Origin of the sequence: Glutamicibacter sp. MCAF14 (assembly GCF_052114325.1) — a bacterium.
GTDB classification, from domain to species: Bacteria; Actinomycetota; Actinomycetes; order Actinomycetales; family Micrococcaceae; genus Glutamicibacter; species Glutamicibacter arilaitensis.
Genome location: NZ_JBFREO010000002.1, coordinates 361,497 through 374,019, shown reverse-complemented (window position 1 = coordinate 374,019; position 12,523 = coordinate 361,497). Strand labels below are relative to the sequence as shown.

General features: G+C 58.2%; 21 protein-coding genes. 10 read left to right on the top strand and 11 right to left on the bottom strand.

Annotation, left to right across the window (positions count from 1 at the left end; translation table 11 throughout):
* Positions 1-10 precede the first annotated feature (10 nt).
* From AB4Y71_RS04370 to AB4Y71_RS04360, 3 genes are read right to left on the bottom strand one after another with little or no spacing between them, the layout of a single operon-like run.
* Entirely contained in the window at positions 11-844 is an 834-nt protein-coding gene (locus AB4Y71_RS04370; RefSeq protein WP_013349535.1) for an alpha/beta fold hydrolase, read from the bottom strand.
* Positions 835-1,554 (bottom strand): lysoplasmalogenase, encoded by a 720-nt coding sequence (locus AB4Y71_RS04365; RefSeq protein ID WP_441718216.1) that lies wholly within the window; start codon positions 1,552-1,554, stop codon positions 835-837. The genes AB4Y71_RS04370 and AB4Y71_RS04365 overlap by 10 nt, the downstream gene beginning before the upstream one ends.
* Before the next feature lie 42 nt (positions 1,555-1,596).
* Positions 1,597-2,277 carry a VOC family protein gene (locus AB4Y71_RS04360; protein WP_441718213.1) on the bottom strand — a complete coding sequence of 227 codons (681 nt, stop codon included), beginning with the start codon at positions 2,275-2,277 and terminating at the stop codon, positions 1,597-1,599.
* Between the two features lie 329 nt (positions 2,278-2,606).
* Here AB4Y71_RS04360 and AB4Y71_RS04355 point away from each other — a divergent pair, with 329 nt between their 5' ends.
* The 4 genes from AB4Y71_RS04355 (at position 2,607) to AB4Y71_RS04340 (ending at position 4,429) form a co-directional block, all read left to right on the top strand.
* The gene (locus AB4Y71_RS04355) at positions 2,607-2,735 is read left to right on the top strand and encodes a hypothetical protein (protein ID WP_287042180.1); all 129 of its coding nucleotides are present in this window, start codon (positions 2,607-2,609) and stop codon (positions 2,733-2,735) included.
* 29 nt (positions 2,736-2,764) lie between these two features.
* Complete coding sequence (locus tag AB4Y71_RS04350) at positions 2,765-2,920, top strand: hypothetical protein (RefSeq protein ID WP_441718211.1); 156 nt, start codon at positions 2,765-2,767, stop codon at positions 2,918-2,920.
* 118 nt (positions 2,921-3,038) lie between these two features.
* Positions 3,039-3,938, top strand: coding sequence for a GNAT family N-acetyltransferase (locus AB4Y71_RS04345; protein ID WP_441718208.1), 900 nt, complete (start codon positions 3,039-3,041; stop codon positions 3,936-3,938).
* Positions 3,935-4,429, top strand: a complete 495-nt coding sequence (locus AB4Y71_RS04340; RefSeq protein WP_013349541.1) for a mycothiol transferase — start codon at positions 3,935-3,937, stop codon at positions 4,427-4,429. Before AB4Y71_RS04345 ends, AB4Y71_RS04340 begins: the two co-directional genes overlap by 4 nt.
* Here AB4Y71_RS04340 and AB4Y71_RS04335 read toward each other — a convergent pair.
* Positions 4,426-4,854: a hypothetical protein gene (locus tag AB4Y71_RS04335; RefSeq protein WP_441718205.1), complete on the bottom strand. Its 429-nt coding sequence runs from the start codon at positions 4,852-4,854 to the stop codon at positions 4,426-4,428. The genes AB4Y71_RS04340 and AB4Y71_RS04335 overlap by 4 nt on opposite strands.
* A 223-nt stretch (positions 4,855-5,077) precedes the next feature.
* Here AB4Y71_RS04335 and AB4Y71_RS04330 point away from each other — a divergent pair, with 223 nt between their 5' ends.
* The 4 genes from AB4Y71_RS04330 to AB4Y71_RS04315 are packed head-to-tail and all read left to right on the top strand — an operon-like array spanning position 5,078 to position 6,688.
* Entirely contained in the window at positions 5,078-5,311 is a 234-nt protein-coding gene (locus tag AB4Y71_RS04330) for a hypothetical protein (protein ID WP_146040893.1), read from the top strand.
* A complete protein-coding gene (locus AB4Y71_RS04325) occupies positions 5,308-5,739 on the top strand; it encodes a hypothetical protein (protein WP_013349543.1) in 432 nt (143 codons plus the stop codon). Before AB4Y71_RS04330 ends, AB4Y71_RS04325 begins: the two co-directional genes overlap by 4 nt.
* Before the next feature lie 5 nt (positions 5,740-5,744).
* Positions 5,745-6,032, top strand: a complete 288-nt coding sequence (locus tag AB4Y71_RS04320; RefSeq protein WP_134779798.1) for a transcriptional regulator — start codon at positions 5,745-5,747, stop codon at positions 6,030-6,032.
* A gap of 38 nt (positions 6,033-6,070) precedes the next feature.
* Positions 6,071-6,688: an NAD(P)-dependent oxidoreductase gene (locus AB4Y71_RS04315; protein ID WP_441718202.1), complete on the top strand. Its 618-nt coding sequence runs from the start codon at positions 6,071-6,073 to the stop codon at positions 6,686-6,688.
* On the opposite strand, the gene AB4Y71_RS04310 is transcribed toward AB4Y71_RS04315, so the two are convergent.
* From AB4Y71_RS04310 to AB4Y71_RS04290, 5 genes are all read right to left on the bottom strand, one after another.
* Positions 6,685-7,767 carry a tellurite resistance/C4-dicarboxylate transporter family protein gene (locus AB4Y71_RS04310; protein WP_441718200.1) on the bottom strand — a complete coding sequence of 361 codons (1,083 nt, stop codon included), beginning with the start codon at positions 7,765-7,767 and terminating at the stop codon, positions 6,685-6,687. The genes AB4Y71_RS04315 and AB4Y71_RS04310 overlap by 4 nt on opposite strands.
* Positions 7,768-7,825: 58 nt before the next feature.
* Positions 7,826-8,587, bottom strand: coding sequence for an isocitrate lyase/PEP mutase family protein (locus AB4Y71_RS04305; protein ID WP_441718197.1), 762 nt, complete (start codon positions 8,585-8,587; stop codon positions 7,826-7,828).
* A gap of 181 nt (positions 8,588-8,768) precedes the next feature.
* Positions 8,769-9,194, bottom strand: a complete 426-nt coding sequence (locus AB4Y71_RS04300; RefSeq protein ID WP_441718194.1) for a GNAT family N-acetyltransferase — start codon at positions 9,192-9,194, stop codon at positions 8,769-8,771.
* 28 nt (positions 9,195-9,222) lie between these two features.
* Entirely contained in the window at positions 9,223-9,609 is a 387-nt protein-coding gene (locus AB4Y71_RS04295; RefSeq protein ID WP_441718191.1) for a VOC family protein, read from the bottom strand.
* A 49-nt stretch (positions 9,610-9,658) separates the two neighbouring features.
* Positions 9,659-10,198: a GNAT family N-acetyltransferase gene (locus AB4Y71_RS04290; RefSeq protein WP_287042170.1), complete on the bottom strand. Its 540-nt coding sequence runs from the start codon at positions 10,196-10,198 to the stop codon at positions 9,659-9,661.
* Between the two features lie 183 nt (positions 10,199-10,381).
* Here AB4Y71_RS04290 and AB4Y71_RS04285 point away from each other — a divergent pair, with 183 nt between their 5' ends.
* Both AB4Y71_RS04285 and AB4Y71_RS04280 read left to right on the top strand, forming a co-directional pair.
* On the top strand, positions 10,382-10,675 hold the full coding sequence (locus AB4Y71_RS04285) for a hypothetical protein (protein ID WP_013349551.1): 294 nt from the start codon (positions 10,382-10,384) through the stop codon (positions 10,673-10,675).
* Between the two features lie 178 nt (positions 10,676-10,853).
* Positions 10,854-11,432, top strand: coding sequence for a CDP-alcohol phosphatidyltransferase family protein (locus AB4Y71_RS04280; protein ID WP_441718188.1), 579 nt, complete (start codon positions 10,854-10,856; stop codon positions 11,430-11,432).
* Here the strand turns inward: AB4Y71_RS04280 and AB4Y71_RS04275 are convergent.
* Both AB4Y71_RS04275 and AB4Y71_RS04270 read right to left on the bottom strand, forming a co-directional pair.
* Positions 11,429-11,953 (bottom strand): 2'-5' RNA ligase family protein, encoded by a 525-nt coding sequence (locus tag AB4Y71_RS04275; RefSeq protein WP_441718185.1) that lies wholly within the window; start codon positions 11,951-11,953, stop codon positions 11,429-11,431. The two genes, AB4Y71_RS04280 and AB4Y71_RS04275, sit on opposite strands and share 4 nt — an antisense overlap.
* Positions 11,953-12,504, bottom strand: a complete 552-nt coding sequence (locus AB4Y71_RS04270; protein WP_441718182.1) for a GNAT family N-acetyltransferase — start codon at positions 12,502-12,504, stop codon at positions 11,953-11,955. Before AB4Y71_RS04270 ends, AB4Y71_RS04275 begins: the two co-directional genes overlap by 1 nt.
* Positions 12,505-12,523 lie beyond the last annotated feature (19 nt).

Sequence of the window (12,523 nt, the reverse complement as noted above, 5' to 3'; positions counted from 1 at the left end):
ATGCAAGCGATTACTCAAATTTCTCCGGCTCCTTGCGTACCTCGCGTTCTGGGAACAGGCCACGGATGTTGCCAATGCGGCAGGACCAGTCCTGTAGTTCGAAGGCTACTTGCTCGGGTTGCTCAAGATGCAAGTTATGCCCAGCAGGATCAAGCACCACCATGCGCATCGCAGGATAACGGTGCGCGAGCCGTTCTGGATCCTGATATCCGGTGACGTGGTCTTGTTTGCCGCACAGGATCGAAACGGGGATGTTCAGTTGGCTCTCGCGGTTCACGGGCAAAGTGTCCAGGACGTAGCGTCTGGAGAGCTTGGCCATGGCCCGCAAGTTCGCGCATTCCAAACCGGGCAGAACCCACGAGACGAAGCGCTTCCAGGTCTGGGGTGACTGAATCACGGCAACCTCTTGAAATAGCTGTGCCTGTTTCGGTTCAAGCTGGGCAATTAATTGCGGATCTTCCACGAGTACCTGTGCTTCGGGAAGGGTCCGCCTCGCGTTATCAGGGAAGACCGCCGGTGCCAGGAGGAATAGGCCTTGGACTTGGTTGGGGAAACGGTCGGCCATTTCCTGGCAGAGCAAACCTCCAAGGGAGTTGCCCAGCAGGGCGAACTTCCCAGTTCCCGCGATGCGCTTGATTCGTTCTTCCAGCCATGTCGCAAGCTCAGGCAATCCCCCGGTGCCATCCAGTGGCGGGCACGTACCGAAGCCGGGCAAATCAATAAAGTGCAGGTCGAAAATTCCGGCTTCTTCCAGCACCGGCTCCAGCGGTTTGAGAATACGGTGGTCCACTCCATTGCCATGCACCAGGATCAACGGGATCTTGGCTTCTGGTGCTAACGGCATGGATTCTTTTCCTTCTGGTGCTGCTCGGTTCTCGTTGCGGCAATTCCTATCATCGCCTGTCCAACCACGTAGGTGAGCATAATCCAAAATCCCATTCCGGGGATGTCAAGGGTGGTGAAGGATCGTAAGGCGATCAAGGAATCGGATAGGAAGAATATCGCCCCGCCGCAGCCAGCGAGCACCCCCAGCCCAGTGCCGAAAATGGCCATCGCCGTCAGCGCCACTCCATAAATGAGCACCGGGACCAGCAGTGCCCCGGCCCCGGGCGCACACAGAAGCACTAAAACTGTGAATGCGCCGAGATATGGAGTTGTCATCCACCAGTGCCGCATTACGGAGGATCTCCAGTACCTGGCCAGCGCCGCGATGTAGAAGAACTGGGCGATGAGGAAGCTGCCGACCATGGCCAGGAATCCTTGGTCGCCCTCCATGAACCGTGGCAGGGTGTCACCTACCCACGAGAAGAGGATCGCGATCAGCACCAGCTTGATCAGTTTGCCGCGCTGTGCGCTGGTCAGCGCGATGATGATCGCGCCAAGCAGCGGCATCAGCATTATCTGCGTAACGTCGGCCAATATCCCTGCAGGTGCGAACAGCTGGGTGAGCAGATGGATTGCTGTGACGAACGCCATCGCCAGGACCAGCAATCTGGTGCGCGCACGGTTCGGTTCGGTTCCGCGGGCGCTTTGGCCGTGTGATTGTGCTGGCACGTTATTCCTTTTTGCGGGTCCTTGGGCTTTCTCGATTACCCTTCAGGCTGTTGGCAGCGGTTCCAAGATACAGAATTCATTTCCTGACGGGTCGGTGAAGACCTTCCAAGGAAGGGTTCCCCACTGCTGGTCGAGCTCTTCTCCGCCCAGCGAACGGACTGTTGCCAGCGCTTCATCCAAGCTCTTCCCTGCTTCAAGGCGCAAGTCGAGGTGGAGCGCATTTTTCCGCGAAGTTTTAGGCGATTCTTCTGGGACAAAGATCAGCTGCGGGCCGAGGCCGGATGGATGGGCCAAAGTCATTGGGATTTGGCTTACGATGTCCCACCCCATCAGCTTCGACCAAAAAGTTGCATCGCGCAGGGGGTCCGAGCAAGCCAGCTGCAGGGCAACTAGTTCCAGGCCCTTGCGCTCTTCACCGGCACAGAGCAAATACTCGTTGCCAGCGGAATCCCTCCTGGATTCCAGCGCCTGCCCCGGATCATTGCCGCATCCTCCCAGCGGACCGGCGCTGGGAGCAAGAATCAGGTGGGCGCGTTGAATTGTGCGGTCCGGATCTTGGACCATAGGGAAACAGAAATCCAGGTAGCGCTGTTCGGGCAGGTGCAGCCGAGTTTCGTATCCGCCCTCGTTATCCGTAAGCATCTGGCAGTGCAGCAGTTCTTCCCAGAATTTGGCATGCTCTTTGGGCGTTTCGGAATCGAAGACCATGTTCTCCCAATACATGCTGACAGCCTACCGTGGCAGTGGCCCACCTCACGCTCACCACTGCCCTGAACCCGTTAGTTATTCTCCCTTTATGGAAATTATTTATTGTTTACTGAGGTAAGGGAATTAGGAATTTTTTGCATAGAATTTCTTCTCAGATAAAAACACAGTCTATATTTAGCTTGCTTGACTACCTGTAGAAATTTAGGCCAATCTTTAATTTTATAGGTTCAACTTCAGTGTTTTAAGTCAACTTCGGAGATTTTCCTTGCATTTTTCGGAAGTATTATGTTGTCATGAGCAACAAGTCTTTTCCCCGCCTGGTGTCAGAGGGCCGGATCGGGCCCATGAGTACCCCGAATCGCATCGTGCTTCCAGCGATGGATATGAATGTTTCCGAAGACTGTGAAATCGAGCAGTCGGAAATCGACCATTACGCCGCCCGTGCCATCGCTTTCCCTTATGGAGCCGCCTAGGCGAAAAGCAGCACAGTGCCCTAGCCGACATGGTCATCTACTTCAATGGCACCACCTGTGCCGCTCCGGTAGCCGATGAACTGCGCACAGCCGGTTTCAACGTCGATGTCATTGGCGATGTCGGCGCGCTCAACTGCATCCACGGCGCCGTGCATTCGGCATGGAAGGCCACCGCAGAGCTGTAGGGCCAGGCACAGGAACTAGAACACCGGCAACAGGCCAGCGGCATTGAACCAATGCCGCTGGCCTGTTGCCTTGGGCGGAGTCTTGTCGCGATGACTCACCGGGTGCTTGAATAGGCTGATGGGCCTCAAAATGCTTATCCCCGCCGCACCGCAGGTTGCCGGCCTCGTCGATGAGCTCGCCAGCTGGCAGCACGACGGCCTGCCGTTGCAGCTTCACCCCGGAGATGTGGGCTGGTATGCCATGCGTGGATTGAACAGCACTGCCCGCAGCCTTCGCGTCTGGGCGGATCGCGAAGCCATCTACGCCTTGGGCCTGCTCGATGGCCCGGATCTGATTCGGATGGCAGTGCACCCGGACTTCCTGGACATCCAGCCGCTTGCCGAGCAGATCCATGCTGATCTGGCCTCGCCGGCCAACCGGATCTTTCCTTCAGCCAGTGCCAGTATCGAAGCCCGGGGCGCCACTGCCCTGGGCAAGGTCCTGCAGGGCAATGGCTGGAAGCCCGGGGAAGCTTGGACTCCGCTGCGCCGGTCGCTGGATGAACCGGTGCGGCTGCCGGAACTGAGTTTCCGCCGAGTTGATCCGGCTCAGGCCGGCCAGTGGATGGAAACCCACCTGAATGCCTTCCGCGGCCAGGATTTCAGTGCAGCGGACTTGGAACGAGCCGTGCAGCGCTGGCACACCATGGCCAATACGCCCATCTATGAACAGGGCCAATGCCTCACCGCCTACGACAGCGAGATGAACCCACTGGCCATCGCCGCGGTCTGGTCCGCAGGGTCCGGCCGCCCGGGGCTTCTGGAACCGATTGCCGTGCACCGGGCCTCCCGGGGCAAGGGATACGGCACAGCGATCAGCTTGGCAGCAGCCGCCGAACTGCGCTCCATGGGCGCTTCCAGCGCGCTAGTGTGCACCCCGAGTGAAAACACCACTGCCGTATCCACCTACCTGGCCGCCGGATTCACCGCCGATAGCGAATCCCATGACTGGCATCGCGAGAATACTGAGGAATCATGAACATCACCGACATCCTGACCAGCCTGGCCCATCGTCCGATTGACGCGGTGCGCGCGTTGCCGCAGCTCAGTGTTGAACAGCTCAACGCGCATCCGGGCAACCATCCCAACTCGATTGCGTGGCTTTTATGGCATTCGGGTCGCGAAGCAGATATCCAGCTGTCCCAGCTCAGCGGACAGCCCCAGCTGTGGGAGCAGTTCCGCGAACGCTTCAATCTGGGCGAACTGGGTGATTCCATGGGATACGGGCACAGCGCCGAACAAGCCCGCGCGATTGTCGCCGATGACCAGCACCTGCTGGTGGACTATCTGGAAGCCTGCATGAACGCACTGAGCGATTACGCCACGGCACTTGATGAAGAGCAGCTCGATGAAATCATTGACCGCAATTGGGAACCGGCAGTAACCCGCGGGGTCCGGCTGGTCTCCATCATTGACGACGCCGCGGTGCATGTCGGGCAGGCAGCCTACGCAGCCGGCGCCCTTGGCTAAGCTGCCCGCAAGCTTCTTGGCTTCGTGGCCACCCACCAGAAGATCAGCAGCTGAAGCACCAGCAGGATCGCCGAGATGCCTGCGTCGTCCCAGCCCATCACAAACCCAGCCTGCAAGGTCCCGATTCCGCTGGCCACCGGATAGAACAGCGGCCACAGCACCACCAGATTGCGCACCAGGGCAAAGACCACCGCGAACATGATCGCAAAAACGCCAAATCCCGCCGCGGCAGCCAGTGGGACGGATCCAAGATGCTGGATGGTGAACCCCAAACCGGTCAAGGCGATTGCCGGCAGCCATCCAAAGGCCCGCTCCCAGCGCAAATACAGCCAGCCGAAAACGAAGAACGGCTCCCACAGCACTAAGAAGTTCGCCACCAGATGGCTTGCGATATTCGCGTTACTGGCGTTGGCCAAGGTAATCAACTGGAATGCGGATCCTGCAGCTAAGACAAAGGAAACGATCAGTGATGTGACAAGGAATTTTCTCGTAATCCCCAGCCGCTCCAGTGATTCTCCGCGACGATGAAGCACCGTCCATAAGGGGATGAATGTTCCGAACACCAAGATGCCGCACCACAGGAATATGCTATTGATCGACGTGCCTGCGTAATAGCAAAGCGAAAATGCCAGCAGGGTAAATAGGGCGATGAACGTATCGGCTTCAGGTTGCCATGTGAAAGCTTTGGGCCGTTTGCCAGGAACTGTTCTACGCGGTGCGGATAAAGCAATCATCTTTTTGCGCCTCGGTGCCGTGGAATGGTTTGCTTCTTCCGCACGAGAATATCAGTTCTTCGATCTCATGGAGGTTGAAAATAGACATCAGATTAAAACCTCCAACTACTTGCAAATATTGCAACTAGTTGCAAGGGTAGAAATATGAGCAAGGATTCCGGCGGTTCAGCCCGCCTCACACCAAGCGATGCCCAGCAGCTTCTCAGCTCGGTTCCCTCCCGACCGCGCCGCAAGTTCAAGGCCTTCGACCATCTGATGGCCGTTGCCGTCATTGCCGCTTCGTTTGCGGCAGGACAACTGGCGCTCTCCGGCTACGGTTGGCTGTCCATCGCACCAGCAATCATTGCTTTCCTCTGCGCCCAGCACTGGTTTGCCGCACGGCAGCGGCGGGTCAACGAACCGCGCTTCCGCGGGGCCCGCATCATCTTGGCCATCTTCACCGTGTGGCTGCTCCAGCCCACATGGCGAAATCTCGTCCACCAGGAAACTGCTCCCTGGCCCGATTCCCTCATCCTCAGCGGCCTGGCTCCGCTCCTTTGGCTTGGCTACTACCTCTTCCTGCTGATTCGGCGCTGAGCCCGATGAAGTATCAAGAACTTGATCCGCTACTCCTGGCGCCCAAGAGGTTCGTTACGCTGGCCCATTTGAACCAGGTGGAACAGACCGATTTCCTCACGCTCCAAGAAACAACCGGGCTGTCGACTACCGACATGTCAAAGATTCTCAAGGACTTGGAAACCCGCGGCTTGGTGCATCTGTCCAAGGAACGCAAAGAACGCTACGGAGTCACCTTGGTCTGCCTCTCGGAGACCGGCCAGCGCACGTTCAAGAAGCTGATGCAAACACTTAATCGCCTTGCGGGAGAATAGTGCAGAGCGCCTGTCTGATCACTTTAAGAAAGAAGCACATGAAACTCGTTATTATCGGCGGAAATGGCGGAACCGGCGCCTTGCTGGCTAAGCTCGCACGCGAAGCAAACCATGAAGTTACCGTAGTCTCCCGCAGTGCCGCACACGCAGCCGATGAACAGATCACGCACATCCAGGCCGATGCCTCAGATCCTCTTCTTGCTGCCCAGGCAATTGCCGGCGCCGACGCTGTGGCGATCACCGTAGGCGGAAGCAAAGGAAAGCAAAACGCCCGCACCAGTGTCACCCGAAGCGTGGTGCACGCCATGGAACAAAACGGTCCCAAGCGTCTGCTGATCCAATCTTCGCTGGGCGCCGGAAATTCCGGAACACAGCTTCCCGGGGTCATCGGATTTGTTTCCAAAGTACTCTTGGCCAAGCCCTTGGCTGATCACACCGAGCAGGAAAAGCTGGTGGAGAATTCCGCGCTGGACTGGAGTATCGTAAGGCCCACCGGCTTGAACAACAAACCGGCGCTGGGCAAGTGGACCGCGCTCCAAGTGGGCGAATCAGGGCGCTTAGGCGGAACCATCACCCGCCATGATTTGGCTGCGTTCATGCTTCAAACTCTTGAAAACGAGCAGAGCATCCACAAGGCCTACGGCATCAGCAACTAGCTAGCCACAACCCGGCTGCGCCATCCGAGCATCACGTAGTGACGGATCATGGCAACAAAGACCAAGGCCCACACCAGCACCGCGACAACCAGCGAACCGTCTCCGATGGCTTCAACCACCGGCAATGAGTCAGCACGGCCCAAATTGATCGATGCGACGGCGAACATGCCCACCGGGAAAACAATGGACCAGAGTGTTGGGGTGTATCCCAAGGGAATGCGGTGCACTACGTGCCGCCACACCCCAGCACCCACCAGTACGGGAATCAGCCACAGGCAGTAGCCCCAGAAGGCCGCAACCGTCCCGGCAATCAGAACACGCGTGGCCTCGACCATCGGCGTGGATTCCATGGCGATGATCTTGGCGCCGGCCACCACAGCAATTGCCATGGCTCCCATCGCCACCCAGTACGGCGGTTCGAATTCTTTCGGTGTCATCCCGAAGTACACGATTCGCAGCAGCACCAGCACGGCTACGCCGGCGTACAGCGCGACGCCCACGGACCAGCTCAGCACGGCCACCAGTCCAATCAGGGATTTTCCGGTCGCCACATAGGGCTGGACGATACTCATCCCGATGGCCAGTGACTGGCTGGCTACAGCCCAGATGAACCAGGTGCCGTTGACCCGAGAGAGGATCGGCTTCCCATCCCTGCTCAGCAACACCTGCCACGGCAGAACATAGCCGAAGATGAACCAGAGCAGCGTAGCCAGGGTTACCAGTGCCAGGCAGATCGCGCCGAAGCCTTCAGCTCCCAGGCGCACTGCGAGAACATCGGTGCCGGCAACCACCGTGAAGTAGGCGAAGGCCATCTCCGGCCCGCGAAGATCTGCTTTCATGGCGGCGCGGAACGCTATTGCCCGCCAGATGTACAGAACCCACAGCAGCACATAGGACACTGCTGCGATGACAAGCAGGATGTGAGAGAGCAGATCCCATCCGACTTCGTGAAGACCCACCGAAACAATGCCGGTTCCCATCGTCAGAGCAAAATACCCCGGCGACAGGTGTTCTAAAACTCCGCGGAAAGCCGAAGGTTTAGAAGGAACCGCACGCTGCTTGATTTGTCGTTCATCCATGCATCCAGACTACGACCGTTGCCTGCCTGAGGTGCAAGCCAGTGCCCCGGGCAAGACTCTAGAGCCAGCTTTGAAGCTGCTTGCCGGAAACCTCAGCCAGCCACATTTGCCAGAGCGGTCCAAAGCTCACTCGGCGCACTCCCAGCTCACGCAAAGCGGCCAGGTCGCCCGCTGCGTGCGCCTTGACCGGATGGGCGGTGACGTTCACCGGAATACCCACCGCCTGCACTGCCTTCGCCACCTGGTCCGCGCTGGATAGCGCCACCGGATACACGCTGCGCGCCCCGGCTTGCTCCATCAGCTTCATCCGTTCGATGGCTTCGCCTAGCGGGTCCGAAAATTGATCAACCAGCTTCACCGCGTCGGTGCGCCCGTTGATTACAAAGTCGATGCCTGCACCATCCGCTGCCTGCCTGACCGCATTGATGTAGTCTGCATGCTCTTGGCGTTCACGCACACGGCCGCCTTCACGGTGCAGCACATCCTCGATATTCACCCCTACCGCGCCAGCTTCCACCACGCGTTCAAAGAGTTCCTTCGGATCCAAACCGTAGCCTGATTCGACATCGGCGCTGACTGGCACATCGACGCTGCCGGTAATTCGCTGAACTGCCCCGAGATAATCGGCGAAATCCATATTTTCGCCATCTTTGCTACCCAAGGAATCTGCGACCGGGTGGCTACCGACGGTCAGTGACTTGAATCCTGCAGAGACCGCGAGTTTGGCGCTGAAGGCGTCCCACACAGTTGGCATGACCAGCAGGTCTCCTGAGGCGTGCTGCGTGGCGAGGTTCTGGGCGAGAACTGGAATTCCAGTCAAGGAGATCTCCTAGATTAGGGGCCGGATGCACCCAGTCTATGGCCGGCACCAACTAATTGATACAGCCGGTCAGTGAACTCCAAGGGTCCTGGATTCCACGAGGCAATCATCCGTCTTGGTTTACCTTTTCCTGCCTATCTCCAAGCGGCTTGATCATAATCAGGCAGGGTGTTCCAGCTCCCTACAGGTCAGTTTCCTCCAGGGGCAAGAAACCTTGCTTTTCATAGAATCGACGGGTCTTCGCATAGCCAGCATCCGGGTGGGAAGGCCCCAGAGTTTTGACTTGCAAGAGCAGGGCTCCCCCGGCGAGCGCTTCAGCTTCTACTGCGGCGAACAACGCCGTGCCGATTCCCTTGCCGTGATGGGCCCGGTCAACCACCATCAAATGAATTTCGGCGCTGTGCTGGTAGTGCCTCTGTGCCAAGAGCACGCCGAGCACCGTGCCTCGGGCATCGCGGACGGTCCAGGTTTCCATACTCCGGGCGGCTTGGATGTACTTTGCGTTTGATTCAGCCTGCCCGAACCATTGGGGAACAGTTGCAAGCAGACGCGCAACTTCTCCTGGCACCGGATGATCTTTGGCTGCTGCCAGCGGGGTCGGTTCCACTATGGCTCCTGGTTATGCGTTGATTGGCTTAGTTTGCCGGCGTCATGATTTCCAGGCGGTTGCCGAAACCATCACGCACATGGAATCGAAGATATCCTTCAAAAGTTTCACGTTCAGCCCACGACAGGTCATATCCCATGGAATCCAGGCGGCCGGCAAGGGTTTCCCACTCTTGAAGCGAATCGCACACCAATCCCGGATGGGCCTTTTTGGCTGGGATGAATTCGTCCTCGACGCCCAGATGAACTTCTGCCACCACAGTACCGGCGTCCAACGCACGGAACCAGCACCCGCCGCGGCCTGCAAGCGCTGGTGGCTTGCTGGCTTCGCTCATACCCAGGCCTTCGACGTAGAACCGGCGGGCTTCGGCTTCTTGGCCTCTCGGCATGGAAATCTGAATGTGGTGGAGTCTCATCGGCACCTTCCATTGCTTCTTGCTGCCAATATACCCATCTCGTCCTTGGCTAGGTCCGTGTTTCAACGATATGGAAAATCAGGGTTTCAGCCCGTTGCGAGCAGTTTTCTGGATCTTCGCCCCGTCGTGCTTGAAGCGTGAGCCCTGCCTTTTCAAGGACTCGGATGGACGCAGTATTTCTTGCATCGCACGTCGCACTGATCCGTTCCAAACCAAGATTCTCGAATCCCAGCTGGAGCAGCAGCACAGCAACCTCGGTTGCATATCCGCGGCCCCAATAGTTTCGATTCAGGGTGTAGCCAATTTCCCCGGCCTTGGATATCTGGTCGGTGACCCATACTGAAGCTGAGCCGATCAGCACGCCATCGACCAAGACTGCCTGCAAGTACCGCTGCGGCTGCTCGACCAGCGCATCTTGGAGGAACGCTTGGGTATCTGCCAACTGGTTAGGGCCCCACGTCGAGTACCGGCATACCAACGGATCACTGGCAAATGCATGGATGTCAGATGCGTCACCGGGTTGGAAATGCGCGAGCGCGATCCGCGGTCCTGCCGCACTGACTGTTCGAACTGCCAAGTCTTCAGACATCTATTCCTCTTTCCCCGCCCCACGCTAGCCTAGGTGCAAGGCGGCACCCTATCTGGCTTGCGGTGCCTGAGTCCAAGCATGTTGCGCAGCTGTTAAGCGATGTTGAGTTTTATGGCATTTTTTGGAATCGTGGCACCCACATGTCCTGACCTTGGCATGTCCTCAACCGGAAGGAGAGCCTTCGTGCTCGCACTGACCGACCAAGCAGCATCGATCGTGACCGCGATCGTCACCAACCAGTCCGAGGAAGAAAACGCTGGACTGCGCATCATGCAAGCAGACAGCACCCAACCAGAAGAAGCCGCTTTCGGCCTTCAGGTTGTACCAGCACCAGAAAGCACCGACGGGGTCGTGGCTACCGAAGGAAGCCCCGTCTACGTGGATGAAGCAATTGCCGACGCCCTAGAAGGCAAGGTGCTCGACGCTGCGGTAGATGAACAGGGTGGAGTCAGCTTCCAGCTCCTCGAGCAGGGCTAATTCTCCAGCCTGCCTTTCAGCTTTGGCTGCGGGGGCCATCCGCCAGGATGGCCCCCGCAGTGCGTTAACAAGATTCCCGCCCAGGTGCGGGGGCAGGGAATGTGCCCATCAGATGGTTGCCGCCCTTGTATATTGCCGCTCAGTGCGTCATCGTTCTACTAAGCGAAAGGGGAACGCAGTGGATACGCGCGCGGTACGCAAACATGAGTGGGCGACAGTTCCGAACGCCATCACGGTCATCCGTTTTCTCCTGGTCATTCCCATCTTCGGTTATCTGGTGGCAGACACTGAACCCACGCTGACTGCCGTACTACTGCTGGCTTTTGGGCTGAGCGACTGGATCGATGGGTTCATTGCCCGTAAATTCAATCAAGTGTCGAAGCTGGGAATCTTGTTGGATCCGATTGCCGATCGCTTGGGCATCGTCGCTATCGCTGTTGCCTTGGTGATCAACGGGGCGATCCCGTTATGGGTTGGCTTGGCCATCTTCATCACCGATTTAATCCTGCTGTGCACCTATTTCTTCCTGAAGCTGGAAGCTCCGCCAGCATCCACCTGGCTGGGAAAAATCCGCACCGCCATCATGATGCTGGGATTAGCTTGCGTGGCCTTTGGCAGAATTCCTGAATTCTCGATGCTGTCCATCCCGGGCGTTGTCATTTTGGCCCTTGGAACGGTGCTGCATCTATTTGTCGGCTTCGGCTATCTGCGGATCATGAAGGATACTGCCGTGCGGCAGCGCGACGCATCCGCTTAGCCGTCGTGGACCGGAGGCTGCCCAGCGAGCATGCGAAGTTGCTGCAGGCGCGGCTTCCACAGCACCGCACGCACCGCATCAATCTGGTTCAGCCTGTTGCCCGTGATCTCATCTAGGGCACGGATATAGTTCGGGACGATGTCGCGTGGCAGCCGCAAGCCCATCGTCAGGTGCGGGGTCCACCGCTCTCCTCGTCCGTCGGGGTTCATTGCGCTGATCTGGCGTGCGGCGCGTTCCAGCTCGTCGGAGGTTTCCAGCAGCCAGGCAACGGTTTGCTTGCGTTTGGTTCCGAAGATGACGGTACCCACCCGCTGGAATTGTGCAGGGATCACCGCCGGCAGCAATTGTGCTGCTTTCGCCACGGCTTCTTGGCCCATATCCGGTGAAAACGTGATGGTAATGTGCGGAGTTTGCTGTTGTACCGGGAAGCCGCGCTGCGCCAGTTGCGCGAAGATCTCCCGCACCTTCTCCTCCTGCTCTTGGGCAAGATGCAGCAAGATGTTATCCGGTGATCTGCTCATCAAAGACTCCCCTCCCCTTGGGCACCTGCGCTTCGGCCAACCGGCCGCATCCAGATGCGCGCAGTGCTCTGGACCGTACCGGCGGTGTACGCGAAGGATTCGCCGGTGTTGCGGTAGCCCATGCGCTGCCAGAATCCCTCGGCCAGATCTGCGTTGGACTGGACGATGGATATCCGCAGACGGGAGAACTGCGGGTGCTTGGCGACCAGGTTCAGCACCTCCTCATGCATCCGGCGCCCATATCCGCGGCTCTTGGCGCTTGTGGTCACCATGAGCAACCCGATATGCGCGGTATCTGCGTGCGGCCACCCGAGAATCAGGTCTGCAAAGCCTACAAGTTCGCTTCCTTCCCACAGCCCGAGATCAATTTTGTTCTGGGCATCAACCCCGGGCGGAAGTTCGCTCAGCGCTTTGAACGCGGCATCATCCGTTGCCGGTGCTCCAGTGACCCGCACGCAGTATTCGCGATTGCTTTGGAACAGCTGCTGCACCGCAGCTTCATGCTGGAGATCAATGCGCTCGATGTCCAGCTCATTGCCGGTGCCATTCATGCGTCGATCCTTTCGTGCC

Coding starts and splice junctions, on each gene's coding strand:
- AB4Y71_RS04340 (WP_013349541.1), top strand. CDS start 3,935: ATGAACATCACCGACATCCTGACCAGCCTGGCCCATCGTCCGATTGAC.
- AB4Y71_RS04275 (WP_441718185.1), bottom strand. CDS start 11,953: ATGAGCAGATCACCGGATAACATCTTGCTGCATCTTGCCCAAGAGCAG.
- AB4Y71_RS04270 (WP_441718182.1), bottom strand. CDS start 12,504: ATGAATGGCACCGGCAATGAGCTGGACATCGAGCGCATTGATCTCCAG.
- AB4Y71_RS04345 (WP_441718208.1), top strand. CDS start 3,039: ATGGGCCTCAAAATGCTTATCCCCGCCGCACCGCAGGTTGCCGGCCTC.
- AB4Y71_RS04310 (WP_441718200.1), bottom strand. CDS start 7,767: ATGGATGAACGACAAATCAAGCAGCGTGCGGTTCCTTCTAAACCTTCG.
- AB4Y71_RS04330 (WP_146040893.1), top strand. CDS start 5,078: ATGAACGTATCGGCTTCAGGTTGCCATGTGAAAGCTTTGGGCCGTTTG.
- AB4Y71_RS04290 (WP_287042170.1), bottom strand. CDS start 10,198: ATGTCTGAAGACTTGGCAGTTCGAACAGTCAGTGCGGCAGGACCGCGG.
- AB4Y71_RS04370 (WP_013349535.1), bottom strand. CDS start 844: ATGCCGTTAGCACCAGAAGCCAAGATCCCGTTGATCCTGGTGCATGGC.
- AB4Y71_RS04360 (WP_441718213.1), bottom strand. CDS start 2,277: ATGTATTGGGAGAACATGGTCTTCGATTCCGAAACGCCCAAAGAGCAT.
- AB4Y71_RS04350 (WP_441718211.1), top strand. CDS start 2,765: ATGGTCATCTACTTCAATGGCACCACCTGTGCCGCTCCGGTAGCCGAT.
- AB4Y71_RS04320 (WP_134779798.1), top strand. CDS start 5,745: ATGAAGTATCAAGAACTTGATCCGCTACTCCTGGCGCCCAAGAGGTTC.
- AB4Y71_RS04295 (WP_441718191.1), bottom strand. CDS start 9,609: ATGAGACTCCACCACATTCAGATTTCCATGCCGAGAGGCCAAGAAGCC.
- AB4Y71_RS04355 (WP_287042180.1), top strand. CDS start 2,607: ATGAGTACCCCGAATCGCATCGTGCTTCCAGCGATGGATATGAATGTT.
- AB4Y71_RS04315 (WP_441718202.1), top strand. CDS start 6,071: ATGAAACTCGTTATTATCGGCGGAAATGGCGGAACCGGCGCCTTGCTG.
- AB4Y71_RS04325 (WP_013349543.1), top strand. CDS start 5,308: ATGAGCAAGGATTCCGGCGGTTCAGCCCGCCTCACACCAAGCGATGCC.